This window comes from Mycobacterium shimoidei (genome assembly GCF_900417275.1).
Taxonomy (GTDB): Bacteria; Actinomycetota; Actinomycetes; order Mycobacteriales; family Mycobacteriaceae; genus Mycobacterium; species Mycobacterium shimoidei.
The window spans coordinates 474,886-494,718 of record NZ_UEGW01000001.1 but is presented as its reverse complement, the minus strand read 5'-3'; the positions used below and the strand labels follow the sequence as shown (position 1 = coordinate 494,718).

Here is a 19,833-nt window from a genome sequence, read left to right as displayed (position 1 = left end):
TTTCCTCTAGCGCGGGACATCGCGCCAGGCGATGTTCTTGTCGACGCGGGGCTCGGCGGGAAGACCCAGGACCCGTTCCCCGAGGATGTTGCGCATGATCTCCGAGGTGCCGCCCTCGATGGTGTTGGCGCGCGCCCGCAGATAGCCATGAACCGTCTCGGCGGAGCTGCCCAGGCTCTCGAGGTCGAGCAGATACTCGGTGACCCGTTGGTTGTGTTCGGCGGCAGCAAGTTTGAGCGCCGAGCCCAGTGGGCCGGGCTGTCGGGCTTCGGCCGCCATCCGCTTGCCGGTGAGCGCGACGGCGTTGGCTTCGATCCACAGCTGCACCGCCCGATCTCCTCGCACCGGGTCGGGGCGCCCAGCCGCGCGGTAGGCGTCGAGAATCCGTGTCCCCGGACGCTCGCCGCCCGCCGAGAACGCGCCCCCGAGTGCGACCCGCTCGTTCATCAGCATGGTGGTCGCCACCTGCCAACCCTGGCCGACTTCGCCGATCCGGTCATGGTCGGGGATCCGCACGTCGGTGAGGTAAACCTCGTTGAACTCGGCGTCGCCGGTGATCTGCCGCAGCGGACGTGCCTCGACGCCCGGCGTGCTCATGTCGACCACGAACGCGGTCAGTCCAGCGTGCTTGGGGACGTCAGGATCGGTGCGCGCGATGAGCAGTCCGCGACGGGCTATGTGCGCGACGGATGTCCAGACCTTCTGGCCGTTGACGATCCAGCTGTCACCGTCGGATCGAGCGCGGGTGGACAACCCGGCGACGTCCGAGCCGGCCGATGGTTCGCTGAACAGCTGACACCAGATCTCCTCGCCGGTGAACAGCGCACGCAGGTACCTGCTGCGCTGCTTGGGTTCGCCGTGGGCGAACAGTGCCGGCGCCACCATACCCAGTCCAATGGGGTTGTACCGGAACGGAACTGGCGCACCAGCGGCAGCGAGTCGCCGCTCCACTCGTGACTGCAGCGATCGGTCGGCCTGCACGCCGCCGTCCTCCGGCGCGGCCCATACCCACGCCAGACCGGCGTCGAAGCGGGCGCCGAGAAACGTCTGATGGTCGCAATCGGTGGGAGGGCAGCGGCGCACCAGGGCGTCGACCCGCGCGTCGAGCTCGGCGGCGTCGGGCTGGGCCGGTTGTTCTGGCATGTGCACCCGCTCCTAGGAGTCAGACGATGCGGTACGTCTGCACCGCGTGCGCGACCACGTTGCCGTCGTTGTCGGTGGCCGTGATCTCGGTAAAGGTGAGTTCTTTGCGCCGCCGCACGGTGCGCGCATGGCAGAGCAGGTCCGAGCGCTTGGCGGCGCCGGTGTACTGGATGCTCATCGCCACCGTGGAGGCACGCGTGCCCTTTTCAAAGTCGTGATTCGACCAGGCCGCGGCGGCCCCGGCGGTGTCCACCACCGACGCGATGACGCCGCCGTGGAAGTAGACGCCGTCGTTGGTCAGGTCCTCGCGGTAGGGCAGCCGGATGGTGACCTGGTCGGGTTCGTAGCGCTCGAAGACGATGCCGAGGCCGGCCAGAAACGGTGTGGTCGGCATGAAGTCGCGCACCGCCTGCCGGTGCTTGTGCTGCTGTTCGTCGGTCAACGGTTCGGCCATAGCGGGCACATTACCCCACTAGATTGACACGTCAATCAATAACTCGTAGCGTCGTGAAAATGCGAACCAGAGTCGCCGAAATGCTCGGTGTGGAATTCCCGATCTGCGCGTTCAGTCACTGCCGCGACGTGGTGGCGGCCGTGTCGAAAGCCGGCGGGCTGGGGATCCTTGGCGCGGTGGCGCACAGCCCGGCCCGGCTGGAGTCCGAGCTGACTTGGATCGAGGAACAGACCGGCGGCCTTCCCTACGGGGTGGACCTGCTGTTGCCGCCCAAATATGTGGGCGCCGAATCGGGCGGGATCGACGCCGACCAGATCCGAGACCTGCTGCCCGAAGAGCATCGTGCGTTCCTCGACGACCTGCTGGCCCGCTACGGAGTTCCGGTGCCGGACAACGGACAACGGCTGTCCCTCGGCGCCGGGCTCAACGTGTCGCCGAAGGGCTACGAGCCACTGCTCGACGTCGCCTTCGCCCACAACATCAAGTTGATCGCCAGCGCCCTCGGCCCGCCGCCGGCCGACCTGGTCGCCCGGGCTCACGCCAACGACGTCGTCGTCGCGGCGCTCGCCGGTACCACCGAGCACGCGAAACGGCACGCCGCCGCGGGTGTCGACCTGATCGTCGCGCAGGGCACCGAGGCCGGTGGGCACACCGGGGAGGTGTCAACGATGGTGTTGGTCCCCGAGGTGGTGGACGCGGTCGCGCCGGTCCCGGTGCTCGCCGCCGGCGGCATCGCCCGCGGCCGGCAGGTCGCCGCCGCGCTGGCGCTCGGCGCCGAGGGCGTCTGGTGCGGGTCGGTGTGGCTCACCACCGAGGAGGCCGAGACACCGCCGGTGGTCAAGGACAAGTTCCTGGCCGCCACGTCGTCGGACACGGTGCGGTCGCGGTCGATGACCGGCAAGCCGGCCCGCATGCTGCGCACTGCCTGGACCGACGAGTGGGCCCGGCCCGACACCCCCGAGCCGCTGGGCATGCCGCTGCAGAGCGCGCTGATCGGCGATCCGCAGCTGCGGATCCATCAGGCGTCCAGCAAGCCGGACTCGCGGGCGCGCGATCTGGCGACTTACTTCGTCGGGCAGGTCGTCGGCTCCCTGAACAAGGTGCGGCCGACGCGCTCGGTGGTGCTCGAGATGGTCGACGAATTCATCGACACGGTGCAACGCCTCGACGAGCTAGTAGAGCGATGACTGCCACCACGCGCCGACGACGCGCGGTCAGCGATGAGGACAAGTCCCTGCGCCGCGACCAGATTCTGGCCGCGGCTAAGAAAGTGTTCGCCCGCAAAGGTTTTCATGCCACCACCATCGCCGACGTCGCCAAGGAATCCCGTCTGGCGTATGGGTCCATCTACTGGTACTTCGACTCCAAGGAAAAGCTGTTCCACGAGTTGATGGCCGCCGAGGAGCAGGCTTTACGCGCGCACCTGTCCGCGGCCGTCGCCGGGCGCGGCGACGACGGCGAGGAGGCGTTTCGCGACGCCGTGCAAGTGACGCTGGAGTTTTTCGAGGCCGACAAGGCCACCGTCCGATTGCTGTTCCGCGACGCCCCTGCGCTCGGTGGCCGGTTCGAAAAACACCTCGGCAGCATCTATGAGCGGTTCATCGACGACATCGAAACCTTCATCGTCGCCGGCCAGAAGCGCGGCGAAGTGGTGGCCGCACCGCCCCGGATGGTCGCCTACACGCTGGCGGCGCTGATCGGCCAGCTGGCGCACCGGCGCCTGTCCACCGACGACGGCGTCACCGCGGCCGAGGTCGCCGACTTCGTCGTATCGCTCGTGCTGCACGGGCTGCGACCCAGGGATGGCTGACGATGCGAGTGGTCGTTGTCGGTGCCGGAATGGCAGGGGTGCTGGCCGCCATCAAGCTGCGCGACGCCGGATTTACCGATGTCACGGTGTATGAGAAGGCCGACCGGCTCGGCGGAACGTGGCGAGAAAACACCTACCCCGGCATCGCATGCGATGTGCCGGCCCACTTATACAGCTACACGTTTGCGCCTAACCCGGAGTGGAGCCACATGTTTGCGCCGGGCGCGGAGATTCTTGCCTACTTCGAGAATGTCGCGCGCCGCTACGGCGTCGCCGGGCTGATTCGTTACGGACACGAAGTGCGTCGCCTGCAATACGACGGAAATCGTTGGTGCATCCAGACTTCCACTAGCGAACGCGACGAAGCCGACGTTGTGATCGCCGCCACCGGTGTGTTGCACCACCCCCGCTACCCGGACATTGATGGACTCAAGGAGTTTGCTGGCCGGGTATTCCACAGCGCCCGTTGGGATCATGGTGCGGCGCTGGCAGGTGCCCGCCTTGGGGTAGTGGGTACCGGATCGTCGGCGGTCCAGATCGTCGGCGCCGTTGTCGACACGGTCGCCGAGCTAGACCTCTTCCAGCGCACCCCGCAGTGGATCCTGCCCGTAGACAACCCGCCAATCTCCGAGGAGGACCGAGCTCGCTACCGCGAAAATACCTCGATGCTAAAGGCTTTGCGGAACGCGCTAAATACCAACTTCGTGCAGAACTTCGCCGATGTCGTCGTCGACGCTGACTCGCCGCAACTAAAAGTGCTGCAGAAGATGTGCCGTGCCAACCTCGAAGACAATGTGAAAGACCCGCTGCTACGCGAGAAGCTGCGGCCCGACTACCGGGTCGGCTGTAAGCGGCTGGTCGTCTCTCCCAACTTCTATACCGCCATCCAGCGGCCCAACGCACACCTGATCGCTGAGCACATCGATCGTGTCGAGGCCGCAGGGGTACGTACCAAAGACGGTGTGCTGCACCGGCTTGACGTGCTGGTGCTGGCCACCGGCTTCCGGGTGGACCGCTTCCTGCGCCCGATCGAGGTGGTCGGCCGTGGAGGCGTGCGGCTCGACGATGCTTGGGCGGAGCGGCCAGTAGCTTATCTGTCGGTGTCGGTGCCGGACTTTCCTAACCTGTTCATGCTCAACGGGCCCAACGGGCCGGTGGGAAATTTCTCGCTGATCGACGCCGCCGAGGCCCAGATCGGCTATCTCATCCAACTCATCGAGCTGCTGCGCGACGGTACGCGGCGCCAGATCAGCGCCAGCCACCAGGCCACGGCCCGCTTCGAAGCCGAGCGGGTGCAGGCCGCCAAGCAGACGGTGTGGATGTCCGGCTGCCGCAGCTGGTACCTCGACGACCGGGGCATACCCGCCGCTTGGCCGTGGAGATTTAGTCGTTTCCGAGAAGTGATGCAGCGGCCTGTCCTAGCCGACTACGAACTGATCTAGTACCAGGACACTGATCGATTCGGTCAAGCCATTGGCCGAGCGGATCATGGAATTTGATGCCCGCGATTCATACCGTCGAGCCATGTCAGTACCACCGGAGACGGGCCGCCGCCGAGATCCCAGGATAGTTGTGATCGGTGCCGGGATGTCGGGCATCTGCATGGCCGCCAAGCTGAAGTTAGCCGGAATTCACAGCTTTACGGTGCTAGAGAAAGCCACCGAAGTCGGTGGCACCTGGCGTGACAACCGCTACCCCGGCCTGCATTGCGATGTTCCGTCAGTGTTCTATCAATACTCCTTTCACCACAAACCAGACTGGTCATACTGGTTAGCGCCGGGCAGGGAGATCCAGGATTACTTCGACGCCGCGGTGGATCACTACGGCCTGCGGCAACACATTGAATTCGGCACCGAAGCGACCCGCGCCGAGTTCGTCAATGGAGCCTGGCGAGTGCACGATTCGACCGGAACCGTTCGCGAGGCTGATTTTTTGATCGCCGCGACCGGGGTGCTGCATCATCCGGTCCGGCCGAACATCCCAGGCCTGGATGATTTCGCGGGCAACATGTTTCACTCCGCGCGATGGGACGATGCGGTGTCGCTGGCCGATAAGCGGGTCACGGTTATCGGCACCGGCTCCACCGGCGCGCAGATTGTCGTAGCGCTGGCCGGTCGGGTGGCCCACCTCGATCTGTTCCAGCGCACTGCACAGTGGGTGCTGCCGTTGCCTAACTGGCCAACGGACCCGTTCACCAAGTTGCTGCGAGCCAAGGTGCCGGGCTGGATGACGGCTGAATACGCGCTGATCAAGGCGGCATTCGCGATGTTCGCCAAGGCGTTGATCGCGCCCGGCTGGCAGCGCCGACTCGTCGACACACTGTGCCGATTGCACTTGCGTACTGTGCGCAACTGCGAACTGCGCCGCAAACTGACCCCGGACTATCAGGTGGGCTGCAAGCGCCTGGTGATGTCCGGCGGGTTCTACCGTGCGGTGCAGCACCCAACCGTCGACGTTGTCACCACGCCGATCGACCATGTCGAAGCCCGCGGAATCGTTACCGCCGACGGTCAACTCCACGAGACCGACGTCCTGATACTCGCTACCGGGTTCGACGCGCACGCCTATATGCGCCCGATCGAGCTGATCGGCCCCGACGGTCACACGCTGAGCGAGGCATGGACCAATGGCCCGCACGCATACCGCACCATCGCACTACCGGGGTTCCCCAACTTCTTCATGCTCATGGGTCCACACAGCCCGATCGGTAACTTTTCCCTGGTTGCAGTCGCCGAAACTCAGTCCGACCACATCCTGCGGTGGATCTCCGCATGGCAGCACGGGTGTTTCACCACCGCGGCACCGACCGCGGAGGCCACTGCCGTCTACAACGCCGCGCTGCGTCAGGCGCTGCCGGGCACGGTATGGGCATCGGGCTGCTCCAGCTGGTACCTGGGCAAAGACGGTACGCCGGAGGTGTGGCCATGGACCCCCAAACACCACGCACGGATGCTATCGGCTCTGCACTTCGATGAGTTCTGCCTCGACGGCGACCCCGTTGGCGCAGCAGCAGCGGATCGAAAGGAATAGCAATGCAGCTGAACGGCAAACGTATCCTGATCACCGGCGCCGGCCGCGGGATCGGCGCTGCCACGGCCCGCCGGCTTGCCGAGGCTGGTGCGAGCGTGGCTTTAGTGGACATCGAGCAGGATCGGGTCGCGCGCACCGCTGCGGCACTCGGGCCCGGTCACCTCGGGCTTGCTGCCGATGTGACCGACACCTCGTCACTGGATGCAGCCGTACGGGCCACGGTCGATGCATTCGGCGGGCTCGACGTGGTCGTCGCCAACGCGGGTATCGCCAGTTGGCAAACGGTGCCCACTACCGACATCGATGCTTGGGTGCGTACCGTCGACGTCAACTTGACCGGGGTGTTTCGTACGGTCCGCGCGGCGATCCCATATGTGATCGACAGCAAGGGATACATACTCGTGGTGTCGTCGCTGGCATCTATCGTGCCGATACCGGGCGGAAGCGCATACGGCGCCAGCAAGTCTGGTGTGGAGGGTTTTGCCAACGCACTACGCCTGGAGATGCATCCGCACGGTGTAACCGTCGGATCCGCCCATATGAGCGTGATTAACACCGACCTCGTCAGTGACCTCACCAAGGACTCCGCCGCGCTGAAGTCGCTCAAGACAATCATCGCTCGCGCAGGCGCCACACGGACGGCCGACGAGTGCGCCGCGTTGTTCGTACGTGGCATCGAAAAGCGCAGTCGCCGGATCTATGTGCCTCGCGGTACGGCGGTGTTGCAGTGGCTGCGGCCGCTGATGTACTCATCGCCGCTGGATCGACTCATCGCCAGGGTCGGTCGGTCCCGCCTCAGCCGCGGGATGTCGGTCATCGACGGACTCGGTACATCGGCGCCCGAGCGCGCATTTGCCCGCACCACAACGCCACTTATGGTGCCGGCGATCCGGCCAGAACCTGCTGGCGAAGCAGCTTTGGATGGCTGAACCATCCGATCACCCGTCCGCCGTTGCCTTTTCGTCGTTCATCCCGCCCCAGCCGATCAAACATCGTTGAAATGCCCAACTATCCGCGGACACAGCCCAAGACGCAGGTACGGCGCCATCGTCATAGATTTCGCCGACTAGGGGTCAATGGAGAAATCACATTGGGGCGGTCGTCGATCGTCGCGGATTTGGATGTGTGCGGCGCGCCTTGGCGGCTTGTCGGTGCCGTCAGCCGGCAATACCCCTCGATCGCGCCAAAACTGGCGGCGTCGGAGAGCGGTGAGATGCGACCGAAGCAGTTACCGCACTGGCGGATTGCCGGGTTCCAGATGAGGCAGGCTATCGGCTTGCCGGGTCAGTGCCTCGGCTGGTTCCCGCGACGCCGCGCGGGAGGTACGAACTCGGGTTGGAGCCGGTCCATCGCCGAAACGCCCGGGTGAACGCACTTGGCTCGGAGAAACCCAGTCGTCTCGCGAGCGCGGTCACGGTTTCTTCACCGCGCACCAGGCTAGCGATTGCCGTATCGCGCAAGATCGACTCGCGGATCTGCCGGATCGAAGTGTGCTCATCGCGAAGTCTGCGACGCAGCGTTTGGGTACTGATCGAAAGCCGAGCAGCGACCTGGTCGGCGGTTGCCCAGTCTCCCTTGAGGCCTGCTTCGGCGAGGATCCGTCGGACCTGGTCGCTCGTTGAGGAACTGTAGTCGCGCCGGAGCAAGAGTCCTGCGGGTGCGCGACGCAGGAAGTCGTCGAGATCGGCTTCCGTGCGGATGCACGGCGCAGAGAGCACGTCCGGATCGAACACCAGCGCCGCAGCAGGCGCTGAGAACACCACCGGCGCACCGAAAATCAAGTCGTAGTCATCGACCTCGTCGGGTTGCGGATAGGGCATCTCGACCCGCCGAAGGGGTAGCTCTCTTCCGATCGCCCACGACGCGAACCGGTGACCGGCGGCCAACAGCGCATCGATAACGAGCGTGTCGGCCTGCTCGGTTGTGGTCAACTCCGTCGATACCCTGACCTCTTTGCGGCCGGCGGTGACGACGATCGACGGGAAGCCGGGGACGGCCTTGGCGAGCTCGACGTAGCGCTGTAAGACCGATCCGAAATCTGGTGTCCCGACAAGGGCGTAGGAAATGAGCCGCATCGTGCCGCGCGGCACCGGCGCGGTTCCGAGCCCCATGAGTTCGTCGTCGGTCATGCGCCACAGCCCGCGCACCAGTTCGCCGAACTGCTCTGTGGAGATGCGAGCTCGCCCCTGCGCAACGAGCACAGGCGAGATCCCTGCTTCTTCAAGGACTTTCTCGATGTCCCACTTTTGGCGCATGGCCAACGCGATGCAGGCCTGCGCTCGACGCATCGAAATCGTGTATTCGGTCACTGGCAATTAGGCTCCTCGAGGCCGTCGACCCGAGACTTACCGTAGCCACGTGAGCGGTTCGGTCAAGCGATCGAAACGTTTGGTCAGCGGAATCGGCGGTCTGCTGTTCTAGCGTGTGAGCTCACTACTCAGAACACGCGAGGAGCATGCATGACCGTCAGCCACCGGTTCAACCTTTCCCGCCTCGGGGTGTGGGGCGATGAGCGGGAGTTCAAGGTCGAAGCCGAACGCACCATCGCCTATGCCGAGGCCACTAACGACCCGATAAGCGTGCATCTCGACGGAACCTTCGCGCCTCCGGTCTTCGCGGTGGTACCGGTTTTCGAGATCATTGGCGAGGCGACGATGTCGGTCGTGCCGGACAGGTTGATGGCCAGGCTCTTGCACGGGGAGCACGACTTTCGGCTGTTCCGGCCGATTGAACCCAATGAGGTGCTGACTGTTCGCGCCAAACCGCTCGGCGTATCCGGCAAGCGCTCCGGCGTCGTCGTGACCATCTTCGCCGAAACTCGCGGTAGCCGGGGCGATCTGGTCAACGAGCAATATTTCACCGGATTCCTCCGCGGCGGGGTGTTCAACGGCACCTTGGGTGTTGAAAGCCCCCGGCATGGGTTCGATGAGTCGCTGCGCGACACCGAGCCGAAATTCACGGTGGTGCAGCGCTTTGACGAGGACCAAACCTTCCGCTATTCAGGCCCGGCGGGTGACCGCATGCCGATCCACCTCGATGAGGATTTCGCCAAGTCTGTAGGCTTACCCGGCATCATCATCCACGGACTGTGCACCATTGCTTTCGTGTCGCATGCACTGATCACGAACGTCAGCGCGGACGACCCCGCGCGGTTGAAGCGGCTGGCGGTGCGTCTCAGCAAGCCGGCCCGGCCCGCCGAAACGATCACGACACGGGTGTGGCCCACCGGCCGCGGAAGATACGCTTTCGAAACCGCGGGCGAGGAACCTGGCAAGGTCGTGATCAGTGACGGGTTCGCCATGTTTTCGCAATAGCTGACTCAAACATGCTCGGGTGGTTTCGCGCGAACCCGGTAAGGAATAGTAATTACATGGATGCTGGATATCCGTTTACCCCGCGATCTCTAGTCGGGTACTGCTGACATGACCCAGACGGTGGCGGACCGCCGGCGACCCATCGACCGAGCGCGGCTGGTCGCCGCGGCCCGCGCCGGCAACATGCCGACGCTGATCATGGTGCTCTATCAGCTGACCGGCGACGAACGCTGGTTGCGCCCGCCGTACGCGCCGTCGCGCAACTACGGCCTGGACCCCAACGACACCGGCGGCCTACCCGAGGAGGTGCGCGAGGAGATCGCCGAAGCCGTCGCGGATGCGGTCACCGCGTGGGCCCAGGGAGCTCCGGCGAAGATCGACTGCCCGTCGCCGCAGCAGGCGGCCCGGATGTTGAGCGTCGCGATGGGCGAGGACGTTCCGCTGGAGTACGGTCAGCTGGCCGCCGCAGAACTCGGCGCGCAACAGCCGCAGCCGCAACCCAACCCGCCGGCCGACGCGCGACCGTCGGTGATCATCGTCGGCGCCGGGGTGTCCGGGCTGGCGCTGGCCATAGCGCTGCAACAGGCCGGCATCGCGCACGTCATCGTCGAGCGCAACCAGGATGTGGGCGGAACCTGGCTGCGCAACGCGTATCCCGGCTGCGGGGTGGACATCCCCAGTTACCTGTACTCCTTCTCGTTTTTCCCGCGGACCTGGTCGGCACACTTCGGCAAACGCGATGAGCTGGTGGAGTATCTGCGCGACGTCGCCGACCACTTCGGGCTGCGGAAGAACATCCGGTTCGGCACCGAGGCGCTCGGCGCCGACTACGACGAGCGCGCGCACCGCTGGACGGTGCGGGTGCGCGACCCCGACGGCGACGAGCAGCAGATCGTAGGCGACGTGCTGGTCACCGCCGTCGGGCTGTTCGGCCTGCAGGCTGTGGACATTGCGGGTCAGGACAAGTTCGGCGGCACCGTCGTGCATTCGGCGTCCTGGCCTGCCGACCTCGACGTGCGTGACCGACGTGTCGCGGTGGTCGGCTCCGGGGCCAGCGCGATGCAAATCGTGCCGGCCATCGTCGACAAGGTCGCCGCCTTGACGGTCTTTCAGCGCTCCCCGGGTTGGGTCGCCCCCGCCGAAAATTACTTCGAGCCAATGCATTCCGATGCTAAGTGGCTGTTCGATCACCTGCCGTACTACCGGCAGTGGTATCGATTGCGGCTGGCCTGGACGTGGAACGACCGGGTGCACCCGTCGCTTCAAGTCGACCCCGACTGGAAACATCCGGAACGCTCGGTCAACGCGGTGAACGATGCCCACCGCGCGTATTTCACTCACTACATCCGTTCCGAACTGGACGGGCGGCCGGATTTGCAGGAGGCGCTGATCCCGGCGTATCCGCCGTACGGCAAACGCATACTGCTGGACAACGGCTGGTACCGGGCGCTGACCCGACCGCACGTTGCTCTGGTGAACGAGCCCGTCGCCTGCTTCACCGAAACCGGGCTGCGGGCTGCCTCCGGCGCCGAGTACGACGCCGATATCGCCGTGCTGTGCACCGGGTTTGCCGTGCGCCGGTTCCTGGCGCCGATGCAGATCCGCGGCCGCGACGCCCAGGAGCTGCACGCGCGCTGGGGCGACGACGATGCCACCGCCTATTTGGGCATCACCGTGCCGGGGTTCCCCAACTTGTTTTTGATGTACGGCCCCAACGTCAACCCCGGCGGCGGCAGCTACATGTTCGTCGCCGAGTGCCAGGCGCACTACATCGCCGACGCGGTGCGCCAGATGCGCGACTTGGGTGTCGAGGCGCTGGAATGCCGGTCCGACGTGCACGACGAGTACGTGCGCCGCGTCGACGCGGCCCACAACGCGATGGTGTGGACACATCCGGGGATGACGAACTACTTCCGCAACGCGGCGGGGCGGGTCGTCACCAACTCACCGTGGCGCATCGTCGACTACTGGGGCATGACCCGGCATGCCGACCTCGCCGACTTTCACACCGAGCCGGCTTAGCGGCGATCGGCCGGCGCAAGCATGTCCTTCCAGCCGGCGTCGCCGAGCGCGGTCGAGTTCTGCACTGAGTACGTGCGACCGTCGGGCCCGGCGACCACGCCGCTCTGCACGTCGTAGATCGCGGTGGGACCGGTGGTGGGCGTGTAGACGCACGGGTTGGGCTGCTGGCCGTTGCATTGGACCGTGCCCGAACCCGGCCGGGACAGCGGATCGCTCACCGGCGGCGGCGTGCCGGCCACCTGGTCTGCGGGCGCCGGGTTCAACCCGCTGTTGACCGACGGCGCCGGGATCACCTGACCGGGTGTCACCGGCTGGTCGCAACGCGCGCCCGGGGCAGGGCAGTTGAGGATCTGATTCGGGTCGCCGTACCAGGGATTGGTGCCCAGCGGGACATACGGCTCGCTGCTGCGGCATTCCCGTGGGGTCGCCGCCCGCTTGCCGGGCACATCGACGCACGGATAGTTGCGGGCACCGCGCACCACGTTGGCGGGGGTGTCCTGCGGGATCTTGCAGTAGGTGCCGCTGGGCAGCGGCGCGGTGCTGGTGTCCGCCGGTGAACGCCATTCGGAGGCCGGCAAAAAGCCGGTCAGGCACGGTGGTGGCTGGTTGATCGACAGGGCCAAGTTCAGCGACGCGTGGTCGGGGTAGGCGGCCAGCGCAGACTGGCCGGTCGCCGCTGACTGCGGCAGGTACACCAGCGCCTGCTCCACGCCGTTGTGGTAGCGCTTGAGCATGTCGAGCACGACCGCGAGATTGGCCAGGGCCTGCGGCAAGGCGTCGCGTACCTCGCTGAACGTTGCGTTGACCTGATCGACCGTGGGCGCCACGTTGGTCAGGATGCTGCGCACTTCCTGGTCGTGCCGGGCGGTCTGCGCCGCCAGGGTGTTGAGGTTGGCGGCCCAGCGCCCGATCGCCCCGCCGGAGTCGACCTGGCTGTCGATGATGGGCGCGGACCGATCGATGATGTCGTTGATGTCGTCGATGCTGCCCTTGAAATCGTGGGCCAGCGCACCGGTGGCCTCGACCAGGCGCTGCAGGGCCGGCCCCAGTCCGCCCACCGCCCGGGACGTCTCGGTCAGCAAGGACGCGATCTTGTCTCTGGGCAGCAACTCCAACCCACGGTTGGCGGCATCGAGCGCAGGCCCGATCGAGTTCGGCACCTTGGTGCGGGTGATCGTCTGCCCGTCGCGCAAATACGGGCCGCGGTTGCTGGTCGAGACCAGATCGACGTACTGCTCGCCGACCGGCGACACCGAGTGCACGTTGGCCGAGGCGTCGGCCGGGATCTGGTAGCCGTTGTCGATGCTCATCGCCGCTCGCGCGCCGCGCTCGGTGGGTTGGACGTCGGTGACCTTGCCGATCGTGATGCCGCGATAGGTGACGTTGGCTGTTCGATACAGGCCGCCGGAGCGGGGTAACTCGGCGTAGAGCGTGTATCGCCCGATGCCGACCAGGCTGGGTATCCGCAGGAAATACCAGCCCAGCACCACCACTGCGAACGTCCCGAACACCGCCAGCAGCAGCAGCTGGATTTTGATCAGGCGAGGCAGCATCGCTTACTCGCCTCGCTCCACCAGCGGGCCGCCCGGCACGTTGCTCGGGTTCGGCGTGAAGCGCACGTCGGGGATCATCGTTGCCGGATCCCGCCCCCACGACTGCTCGAGCGCGCGCAGCATCCCCGACACCCCGGTCCCGCTCAACAGCGCGTTGTCGAGGGTGCTCAGCGTCAGGTCGGCGGTCGCCGAGACGTTGATGTAGTCGCCGCGGATCACCTTCGGCACGTTGTCGATGTGGTACGGCGAGGTGAGGGCCAGCTTCAGCGCCTCGGGCAGATAAGGCGCGGCCCGGGCGAGCTGTTTGAGCGGTCGCTGCAGCGCCTGCAGATCCTGGTGCAGGTTGGGCTGGGTCTGCGTCAGCGCCCGGTTGGCCAGCTCGCTGAACTGCCCCAGCGACTGCGTGGCATCGGCGAACAACTCCCGCGTGTCGGCGAAATGCTCGACCAGCGGCGGGATTTCCTGCAGCGCCCGATCCAGCGTGTCGTTGCGGCCGGCGATGATGCGCAGCAGCTCGTTGCTGGAGTCGATCGCACGGGTGAAGATGTCCCGCTGGCGGTTTAGCTCGCCGGTGAAAGTGTCTATGCGCCTGAGGAATTCCCGGATCTGGTCGACGCGGCCGTCCAGGATGTTGAGGATCTCGGTTTGGATCACGTCGAGGTTGGCGATGCCCCCGCCGTTGAGGATCATCGCGATGCTGGCCAACGTCCGTTCGACGGTCGGGTAGGCCGAGGAGTTCTTCAGCGCGATGGTGTCGCCGTTTCGCAACGGTCGCGGCGACGGGTTGGCCGGCGCGGCCAGCTCGACGTGCTGGGTGCCCAGCAGGCTGGTCTGGCCGACCCTCGCGGTCGCGTTTGCCGGTAGCCGCACGGTTGGGTCAAGGTCCAGCGTCAGGGTCGCGATCCAGTTCTTGAGCCTGATGTCGCGCACCGTGCCCACCCAGACGTCGGCCACCCGTACCCGGCTGTTGTTGTTCAGCGCCAGCGTGTCGGGCATCTGCAAATAGATCGTCAAGCGGTTCGGGCCGGCGCCGTGCCCGAACGGCAACGGCACGTTGGCGATGCCGCGCCATCCGCACGAGCTCAACAGCACCGCCGACAGCGCGACGGCCACGATGCGACGAGCTAGCCGCTTCACTGTTCCGGTCCTGTTGCGGCGGAAGCACTTTCGGCTGGCAGGGCCGACTGGGCCGGTGGTGGCCCGGGAATCACTCCCGGCGCCGGACCCGGCGGCGGCCCCGGCTGGGGATACCACGGCGGCGGCAGCGGGCTGTGCTCGTCGTAGGCATCCGGCGACCCGGGCAGATTGGTGCCCGGCGGTGGGGGCACGATGTCCGGACCGCCCATCAACTCGGCCAGCGACTCCGGGGTGAGCAGGTTCGCGGTGAACGGCTGCACCTGGGTGCCCTGCATCCCGGGCGCGACGATCCAGCCGGGTTCGGAGTTGCGGTGCGAGAACGGGGTGTCCGGCGAGAAGATCCCCGGGACGGTGGTGTCTTTGTATCCGGGCGGCGGGCGCAGCCGCTCCTCGGAGTACGACACCTCTTTGGGCAGGGTGGACGCCGAGCTCCACAAGTTGATGCCGAACGGCAGGAAATTGAACTTGACCGCGTCCAGCACCGGCGCCAGATACTGCGCGCACAGCTCGGCCGACTCTTGATAGCCCAGCCGGCTGCCGGCCTGAATCGCGCTGCAGATGGCCTGCAGCGGGTTTGCGAAGTTGGGAAACACGCCCATGGCCACCAGCGCGCCGTGCACCGGGTGATAGATGTTGTTGAAATTGCCGGCGTAGGTGGGCAACACGTGCAGCGCGGTCTCCAAGCCGTCCCGCGGCTCCGGTTGCAGCAGCGTGGTAGTGGCGTCGGCGAGGTTGCCCACGTCATGTGCCAGCACAGATCCGTTGTCGTCGAGGAACTTTCGTGCCGCGCCGAGCACATCGTCGATCCGCTGTACCGCGTCGGTCACGTCGTGGTCTGATTTGGTGAACCAGTCGGTGAACTGCGCCAGGTTGTTGTTGACGGCGACGAACTGTTCATCGTGCTGGTAGAGGGCGCTGACGAACTTCGCCAGGCTGGCGGTGATCGCGAAGAAGTCGCCGCGCCCCTCGTTCAGCGCGGTCAACGCTTTCGACAGACTCGTCAGGGTCTCGTTGATTTGGTTGCCCTTGCCGGCCAGGTTGTCTGCGGCCGACTCGATCAGCTCACCGAACGGCCCCGTCGGTTGCTGCTCGCTGGGGCCCAGTTGCCGCAGGATGTTGCTGAGGGAGTCGCGGAGCTCGTCCCACTCGACGGGCACCTGGGTGCGTTCGATCGGTATCACCGCGCCGTCGGCCAACACCGGCCCGCCGTCGTAGGGCGGCGACAACTGGATGGTGCGGGACGCCACCAGGCTGGGGTTGAGCACCGATGCGGTGGCGTTGGCGGGCACCTTGTATTTGTTGTTGTAGTGCAAGGTGATTCGCATTTTGTCGCCGACCGGCTCGATCTTGTCGATCGAACCGACCCGCACACCCATGATCTGGACCTTGTCGCCCGGGTACAAGGCGAGGGCCTGCGAAAAATACGCCACGACGGTGGTGGTGGTCAGCTTGTGGTAGACCTGCGCGCCGGCGACGGCTGCGGCGACGGCGAACAGCACCGCCAGTGCGCCGGCCAACACCGCCCTGCCGGACAGTTTCGGCAGCCGAATGCTGCGGACGTCGAACACGGTGCTCATCGACTGCTGCCTCCCGTTCCGTCGGGCGTGATGAACGGGGCCGGCAGCTGCGGACCGGGGCCGCCTGGCGCCGGCGGCCCGGGCGGCAGCTGCGGCGCGAACGTCGACGGGGGTGGAGTCGGGCCGGCTGGGCCCAGCGGCTCGCTGCGGCCGCCGAACGGTCCCGGCGCGATCGGCGCCGGCGTGCCCGGGACATCCGGCGCCGGCTCACCTGGCCGCCCTGCGATGGGGATCCCGGGCGTGGGTGGCAGGCCGTTGGCGTTGGGCGGCAACGGATGCACGTCGGGCGGTGCCGGCCGGGCACCCGCCAGCGGACCGAACGGTCCCTGGCCTTGGTCCAGGCCCGCGCACGGCAGCGGGTTGGCCGGTCGTGGCAAGCCGTCGAGCGGCGCCACAAACGAACACGGCGTTCCCGGTGGGACGGCGGGGCCCGGATGATCCGGGGTGCCCTCGGCCACCGGTGGCGCCGGCGGCGGCGCACCGTTGGGGAACCGGGTGCCGTTGGGGTCGGGCCATCGGAACGCCGGCAGACCGGCGCTGCGCCAGAATTCCTCCGGGTCGATTCCACGCTTCTTGAACGCGGCATCCACCCACGGCTGCAGAATCTGGTAGGGCAGCAGGTTCACCGCGATTGCCTTGTAATACGGCCCGGAAGCGACGGCCTCGGTCAGCGATGCGGCGTATCTGCTGAGCAGCACCAGCACATCGGCCAATTCGCTTTTGCGCTTGACCAATTCGTCGCTGACCGTGCCCAACTGCTCAAGCACGTGGTTCACGTTCGGGTTGTCCTTGATCAGTCCTGACACCTGGTGCGATACCTCCGACACGTTGGTCAGCAGGATGCTCAGCGCCTGGCTGCGTTGCGTGAACGCCGCCAGCAGCGTGTTGGCGTTGACCAGCAACCCGTTGATCTGGCTGCTGCGATCGCCGAGGACGCCCGCGATCTTGTTGGCGTTGGCCAGCAGCTGTTTGATCTGTCCGTCACGTTCACCGATGGTGTCGGCGAATCCCTTGACGCCGGCCAGCGCGCCGCTCAGGTGCGGCGCGGTCTGATCGAGAGTTTGCGACAACACGTTCAGCGAGCGCTTCACCATGTCGATGTCCCACCCCGTCGCCGCCTTCGTGACGTCGACGAACGCGTCGTTGATTTGATATGGCGTGGTTGTCTGGTCCACTGGAAGGACACCGTTGGCCCGCAGCGGATCTGAACCGCGGGGCTCGATCGCCATATTCCGTCGACCAAGGATGGTGTCGGTGCGGATAGCGGCGCGGCTTGCCGTCCCGATGGTCTTGCCGGGTAGCGAGAATCCGATCACGACGTGCTTGCCGTGGATGGACAACGAGCGCACCAGACCGACGTTGACTCCCGCGATCTGCACCTTGTCTCCGGGGGACAGGCCGCCGGTATCGGTGAATTGGGCGTAGTAGGTCGGCGTCGCGAACAGCACCGGCACGCTGGTGAAACTTTGTCCCACGGCGATGACGAGCAGCGTGACCACCACGCCCATCAGCCCTACCCGGGTGCGGTTGAATTCGGTCAAGCTTCTCATTGCGGGGTGCACCTTCCCGTCGGCTGTTGGAAGAGCTTGACTGTGCGTACAGGTCCCCCGGGCTGTAATCCATTGAGGATCAGGGAAATATCGCAGAGGTAGTAGTTGAAGAAGTCGCCGTACAGGCCGCCGGTGCGGCCGATTATCCGGTAGGCGTTCGGCAGCTTGCCCAGCACGTCGTCGACGGTCGGCATTTCGTCGATAACCGGCTGCTGGATGCCGTCGAGGTGTTCGAGCGTGCTGTGCAGCAATGGCCGATCGGCACCCAGCAAGTCGGCCAGGGTTCCGGCCGCGCCGCTGATATGCGCTGCCGCGGCGGCCAGCGGATCGGCACGGTTCTTCAGTCCGGTGATCAGTGCCTCGACTTTGTCGACGGTTTGGTCGAACTGGTGGTGATGCTTGACGACGGTGGCCAACACGGTGTTCAGGTTGTTGACCACTTCGCCGATGGTGTGGTCACGCTCGGCCAACGTTGCGGTCAGCGAGGCGGTTTGGTCGAGGATGTCGTTGATGGTGCCGCCCTGCCCCTGGAACACGGTGATGATCGCCGAGGCGATGCTGTTGACCTTGTCCGGGTCGAGCGCCTTGAACAGCGGACGGAATCCGCCGATCAACGCGTCGAGGTCTAGAGCCGGTTGAGTGTGCTCGAGCGGGATGGTGCTGCCCGGGGCCAGCCGCTTGCCGCTGTCGCCGCGCTTGAGCTCCAGATAGCGGTCGCCGATCAGGTTGAGGTAACGAACCGACGCGGTTGTCGCCGCATCGAGGTCCAGCTCGTGATCGATCTTGAAGTCGACCAGTACCCGAGTGTCGTTGTCGATCAGCGTCACTTTCGTCACTTTGCCGATCTCCACCCCTGAAGCGCGGACGAACTGTCCGGCCCGGAGCCCGCTGACGTCGGTGAACAGCGCCGAGTAGCCGGTGGTGCGATCGAAGCGCAGCTGGCCGAACACTACGACGATCATCGCGGTGAACACCAAGAGCACCAACCAATAGCAGGCGAGTTTGACTGCGGTGCCGGTGATTTTCATGGATTGATCGTGTTCTCCCCGTACTGACGTCCCCAGACGTACTCGGTGAACATCGGCTGGCCGAGCTCGAAGTGGTTGTAGGGCGCCAGACTGGCGCCGGTGTCCATCACCAGATACGGCGCCGGCCACAAATCCCGGGTGATGGTCTGCCAGCAGCCGGGCTTTCCGCCCGGGCCACCGTGGGCGTTCACCCGCGGCAGGTTGTCCGGATAGACATAGGGATTGGGCGCCGCCAGGATCGTTCCCACGCCTGCCAGCGAATAGCCATTGCCGCCAACTGCTTTCGCTACCTTGGGCGCAAGGTCGCGGATGTTGCGGATAAGGCAGAACAGTTCGGGACTGTAGGTGTCGAGCAGCTCGGCGCTGGGCACCAAATCGGCAGCCCCACGCACCAGGAACGGTTCGCTTCGCCGCAGGATGTCCTCGCCGGTGTTGCCCGCCCCCACCGCTGCCAACAGCGCCGCATCCAGATCTTTGCGCTGCTTGTTCAGCGTCCCCGCGGTGGTCAGTGCGTTCTGCAGAAAGTCCCACAGATCCGGGGAGGCCTTGGTGTAGATGTCGGCCAGATCGGCGAACCGCTCCACGTCGTGGCGGATCTGCGGCATCCGCGGATTCAGCTGCGCCAGAATGTCATTGCCGTTGGTGATCGAATCACCCAGCTTGGCGCCCAAACCGTCCAGCGCCTGGGCTACCGCCGACAACGTCGCATTGAGCTCGATCGGGTCCACCTTCTCGGCGATCGAGGTGATCGTCTCGAACAGCGTGTTGAACTCGGTGGTCACCGACTGCACGTCGATCACATCGTGCGGCGAGATATGCCGCGGCTGCGGGTTTTCCGGTGCGCTGAACGCCACATACTTGTTGCCGAAGACCGTGGCCGCCTCGATGTTGGCCACCACATTGGCCGGAATCAGCTTGATGTAGCGCGGATCCACGTCCAGCAGCAGCTTGGCGGCCGGTCTGCCGTGACGCTCGATCTCGGAGATGCTGTCGACTCGACCGATTGCCACCCCGTTGTAGGTGACCTTCGACCCGGGTTCCATCACCAGGCCCGCCCGCGAGGCGAGCATCGTCAATTCGGCTTTCGGGGTGAAGTCACCCCGAAACTGCTTGTACACCAACGTCAGAACCACTGCGCAGACCACCAGCAGAACCAGGCCCTCCAGGTAGAGCATGGCGCGTGCCTGCTTGGGCCTTTTCTGCGTCGTCATGGCG

16 protein-coding genes are annotated in these 19,833 nt (G+C 65.7%); 7 read left to right on the top strand and 9 right to left on the bottom strand.

What is annotated here, in order from left to right; translation table 11 throughout:
• Window positions 1-6: 6 nt before the first annotated feature.
• The gene (locus MSP7336_RS02500; RefSeq protein ID WP_113962977.1) at window positions 7-1,143 is read right to left on the bottom strand and encodes an acyl-CoA dehydrogenase family protein; all 1,137 of its coding nucleotides are present in this window, start codon (window positions 1,141-1,143) and stop codon (window positions 7-9) included.
• 19 nt (window positions 1,144-1,162) lie between these two features.
• Window positions 1,163-1,597 carry a PaaI family thioesterase gene (locus MSP7336_RS02495; protein WP_113962976.1) on the bottom strand — a complete coding sequence of 145 codons (435 nt, stop codon included), beginning with the start codon at window positions 1,595-1,597 and terminating at the stop codon, window positions 1,163-1,165.
• 59 nt (window positions 1,598-1,656) lie between these two features.
• On the opposite strand from MSP7336_RS02495, the gene MSP7336_RS02490 reads away from it, so the two are divergent.
• The 5 genes from MSP7336_RS02490 to MSP7336_RS02470 all read left to right on the top strand — a co-directional run bounded on the left by MSP7336_RS02490 (window position 1,657) and on the right by MSP7336_RS02470 (window position 7,366).
• Window positions 1,657-2,784: an NAD(P)H-dependent flavin oxidoreductase gene (locus MSP7336_RS02490; RefSeq protein WP_113962975.1), complete on the top strand. Its 1,128-nt coding sequence runs from the start codon at window positions 1,657-1,659 to the stop codon at window positions 2,782-2,784.
• A complete protein-coding gene (locus MSP7336_RS02485) occupies window positions 2,781-3,407 on the top strand; it encodes a TetR/AcrR family transcriptional regulator (RefSeq protein ID WP_069397537.1) in 627 nt (208 codons plus the stop codon). The genes MSP7336_RS02490 and MSP7336_RS02485 overlap by 4 nt, the downstream gene beginning before the upstream one ends.
• A 2-nt stretch (window positions 3,408-3,409) precedes the next feature.
• On the top strand, window positions 3,410-4,849 hold the full coding sequence (locus MSP7336_RS02480; protein ID WP_113962974.1) for a flavin-containing monooxygenase: 1,440 nt from the start codon (window positions 3,410-3,412) through the stop codon (window positions 4,847-4,849).
• A gap of 82 nt (window positions 4,850-4,931) precedes the next feature.
• A complete protein-coding gene (locus tag MSP7336_RS02475; RefSeq protein WP_069397574.1) occupies window positions 4,932-6,437 on the top strand; it encodes a flavin-containing monooxygenase in 1,506 nt (501 codons plus the stop codon).
• A 2-nt stretch (window positions 6,438-6,439) separates the two neighbouring features.
• The gene (locus MSP7336_RS02470; protein WP_069397535.1) at window positions 6,440-7,366 is read left to right on the top strand and encodes an SDR family oxidoreductase; all 927 of its coding nucleotides are present in this window, start codon (window positions 6,440-6,442) and stop codon (window positions 7,364-7,366) included.
• 339 nt (window positions 7,367-7,705) lie between these two features.
• Here MSP7336_RS02470 and MSP7336_RS02465 read toward each other — a convergent pair whose 3' ends face one another.
• Window positions 7,706-8,746 (bottom strand): AraC family transcriptional regulator, encoded by a 1,041-nt coding sequence (locus MSP7336_RS02465; RefSeq protein WP_084226585.1) that lies wholly within the window; start codon window positions 8,744-8,746, stop codon window positions 7,706-7,708.
• Window positions 8,747-8,896: 150 nt separating this feature from the next.
• Between MSP7336_RS02465 and MSP7336_RS02460 the strand changes: the two genes are divergently transcribed.
• On the top strand, window positions 8,897-9,751 hold the full coding sequence (locus MSP7336_RS02460) for a MaoC/PaaZ C-terminal domain-containing protein (RefSeq protein ID WP_069397534.1): 855 nt from the start codon (window positions 8,897-8,899) through the stop codon (window positions 9,749-9,751).
• 108 nt (window positions 9,752-9,859) lie between these two features.
• Entirely contained in the window at window positions 9,860-11,773 is a 1,914-nt protein-coding gene (locus MSP7336_RS02455) for a flavin-containing monooxygenase (RefSeq protein ID WP_113962973.1), read from the top strand.
• Here MSP7336_RS02455 and MSP7336_RS02450 read toward each other — a convergent pair.
• Genes MSP7336_RS02450 through MSP7336_RS02425 form a run of 6 tightly spaced genes read right to left on the bottom strand, consistent with a single transcriptional unit; the run spans window position 11,770 to window position 19,829 of the window.
• Complete coding sequence (locus MSP7336_RS02450; protein WP_113962972.1) at window positions 11,770-13,326, bottom strand: MCE family protein; 1,557 nt, start codon at window positions 13,324-13,326, stop codon at window positions 11,770-11,772. The two genes, MSP7336_RS02455 and MSP7336_RS02450, sit on opposite strands and share 4 nt — an antisense overlap.
• A gap of 3 nt (window positions 13,327-13,329) precedes the next feature.
• Complete coding sequence (locus MSP7336_RS02445; RefSeq protein WP_113962971.1) at window positions 13,330-14,463, bottom strand: virulence factor Mce family protein; 1,134 nt, start codon at window positions 14,461-14,463, stop codon at window positions 13,330-13,332.
• Window positions 14,460-16,040, bottom strand: a complete 1,581-nt coding sequence (locus MSP7336_RS02440) for a virulence factor Mce family protein (protein ID WP_113962970.1) — start codon at window positions 16,038-16,040, stop codon at window positions 14,460-14,462. The genes MSP7336_RS02445 and MSP7336_RS02440 overlap by 4 nt, the downstream gene beginning before the upstream one ends.
• On the bottom strand, window positions 16,037-17,590 hold the full coding sequence (locus MSP7336_RS02435) for a virulence factor Mce family protein (RefSeq protein ID WP_113962969.1): 1,554 nt from the start codon (window positions 17,588-17,590) through the stop codon (window positions 16,037-16,039). The genes MSP7336_RS02440 and MSP7336_RS02435 overlap by 4 nt, the downstream gene beginning before the upstream one ends.
• Window positions 17,587-18,618, bottom strand: a complete 1,032-nt coding sequence (locus tag MSP7336_RS02430) for an MCE family protein (RefSeq protein ID WP_069397528.1) — start codon at window positions 18,616-18,618, stop codon at window positions 17,587-17,589. The genes MSP7336_RS02435 and MSP7336_RS02430 overlap by 4 nt, the downstream gene beginning before the upstream one ends.
• Window positions 18,615-19,829, bottom strand: a complete 1,215-nt coding sequence (locus MSP7336_RS02425) for an MCE family protein (protein WP_069397527.1) — start codon at window positions 19,827-19,829, stop codon at window positions 18,615-18,617. Before MSP7336_RS02425 ends, MSP7336_RS02430 begins: the two co-directional genes overlap by 4 nt.
• Window positions 19,830-19,833: the final 4 nt, after the last annotated feature.

What these genes read in the sequence shown, in the direction of transcription:
- MSP7336_RS02500 (WP_113962977.1), bottom strand. Translation starts at nt 1,143, where the DNA reads ATGCCAGAACAACCGGCCCAGCCCGACGCCGCCGAGCTCGACGCGCGG.
- MSP7336_RS02495 (WP_113962976.1), bottom strand. Translation starts at nt 1,597, where the DNA reads ATGGCCGAACCGTTGACCGACGAACAGCAGCACAAGCACCGGCAGGCG.
- MSP7336_RS02490 (WP_113962975.1), top strand. Translation starts at nt 1,657, where the DNA reads ATGCGAACCAGAGTCGCCGAAATGCTCGGTGTGGAATTCCCGATCTGC.
- MSP7336_RS02485 (WP_069397537.1), top strand. Translation starts at nt 2,781, where the DNA reads ATGACTGCCACCACGCGCCGACGACGCGCGGTCAGCGATGAGGACAAG.
- MSP7336_RS02480 (WP_113962974.1), top strand. Translation starts at nt 3,410, where the DNA reads ATGCGAGTGGTCGTTGTCGGTGCCGGAATGGCAGGGGTGCTGGCCGCC.
- MSP7336_RS02475 (WP_069397574.1), top strand. Translation starts at nt 4,932, where the DNA reads ATGTCAGTACCACCGGAGACGGGCCGCCGCCGAGATCCCAGGATAGTT.
- MSP7336_RS02470 (WP_069397535.1), top strand. Translation starts at nt 6,440, where the DNA reads ATGCAGCTGAACGGCAAACGTATCCTGATCACCGGCGCCGGCCGCGGG.
- MSP7336_RS02460 (WP_069397534.1), top strand. Translation starts at nt 8,897, where the DNA reads ATGACCGTCAGCCACCGGTTCAACCTTTCCCGCCTCGGGGTGTGGGGC.
- MSP7336_RS02455 (WP_113962973.1), top strand. Translation starts at nt 9,860, where the DNA reads ATGACCCAGACGGTGGCGGACCGCCGGCGACCCATCGACCGAGCGCGG.
- MSP7336_RS02450 (WP_113962972.1), bottom strand. Translation starts at nt 13,326, where the DNA reads ATGCTGCCTCGCCTGATCAAAATCCAGCTGCTGCTGCTGGCGGTGTTC.
- MSP7336_RS02440 (WP_113962970.1), bottom strand. Translation starts at nt 16,040, where the DNA reads ATGAGCACCGTGTTCGACGTCCGCAGCATTCGGCTGCCGAAACTGTCC.
- MSP7336_RS02435 (WP_113962969.1), bottom strand. Translation starts at nt 17,590, where the DNA reads ATGAGAAGCTTGACCGAATTCAACCGCACCCGGGTAGGGCTGATGGGC.
- MSP7336_RS02430 (WP_069397528.1), bottom strand. Translation starts at nt 18,618, where the DNA reads ATGAAAATCACCGGCACCGCAGTCAAACTCGCCTGCTATTGGTTGGTG.
- MSP7336_RS02425 (WP_069397527.1), bottom strand. Translation starts at nt 19,829, where the DNA reads ATGACGACGCAGAAAAGGCCCAAGCAGGCACGCGCCATGCTCTACCTG.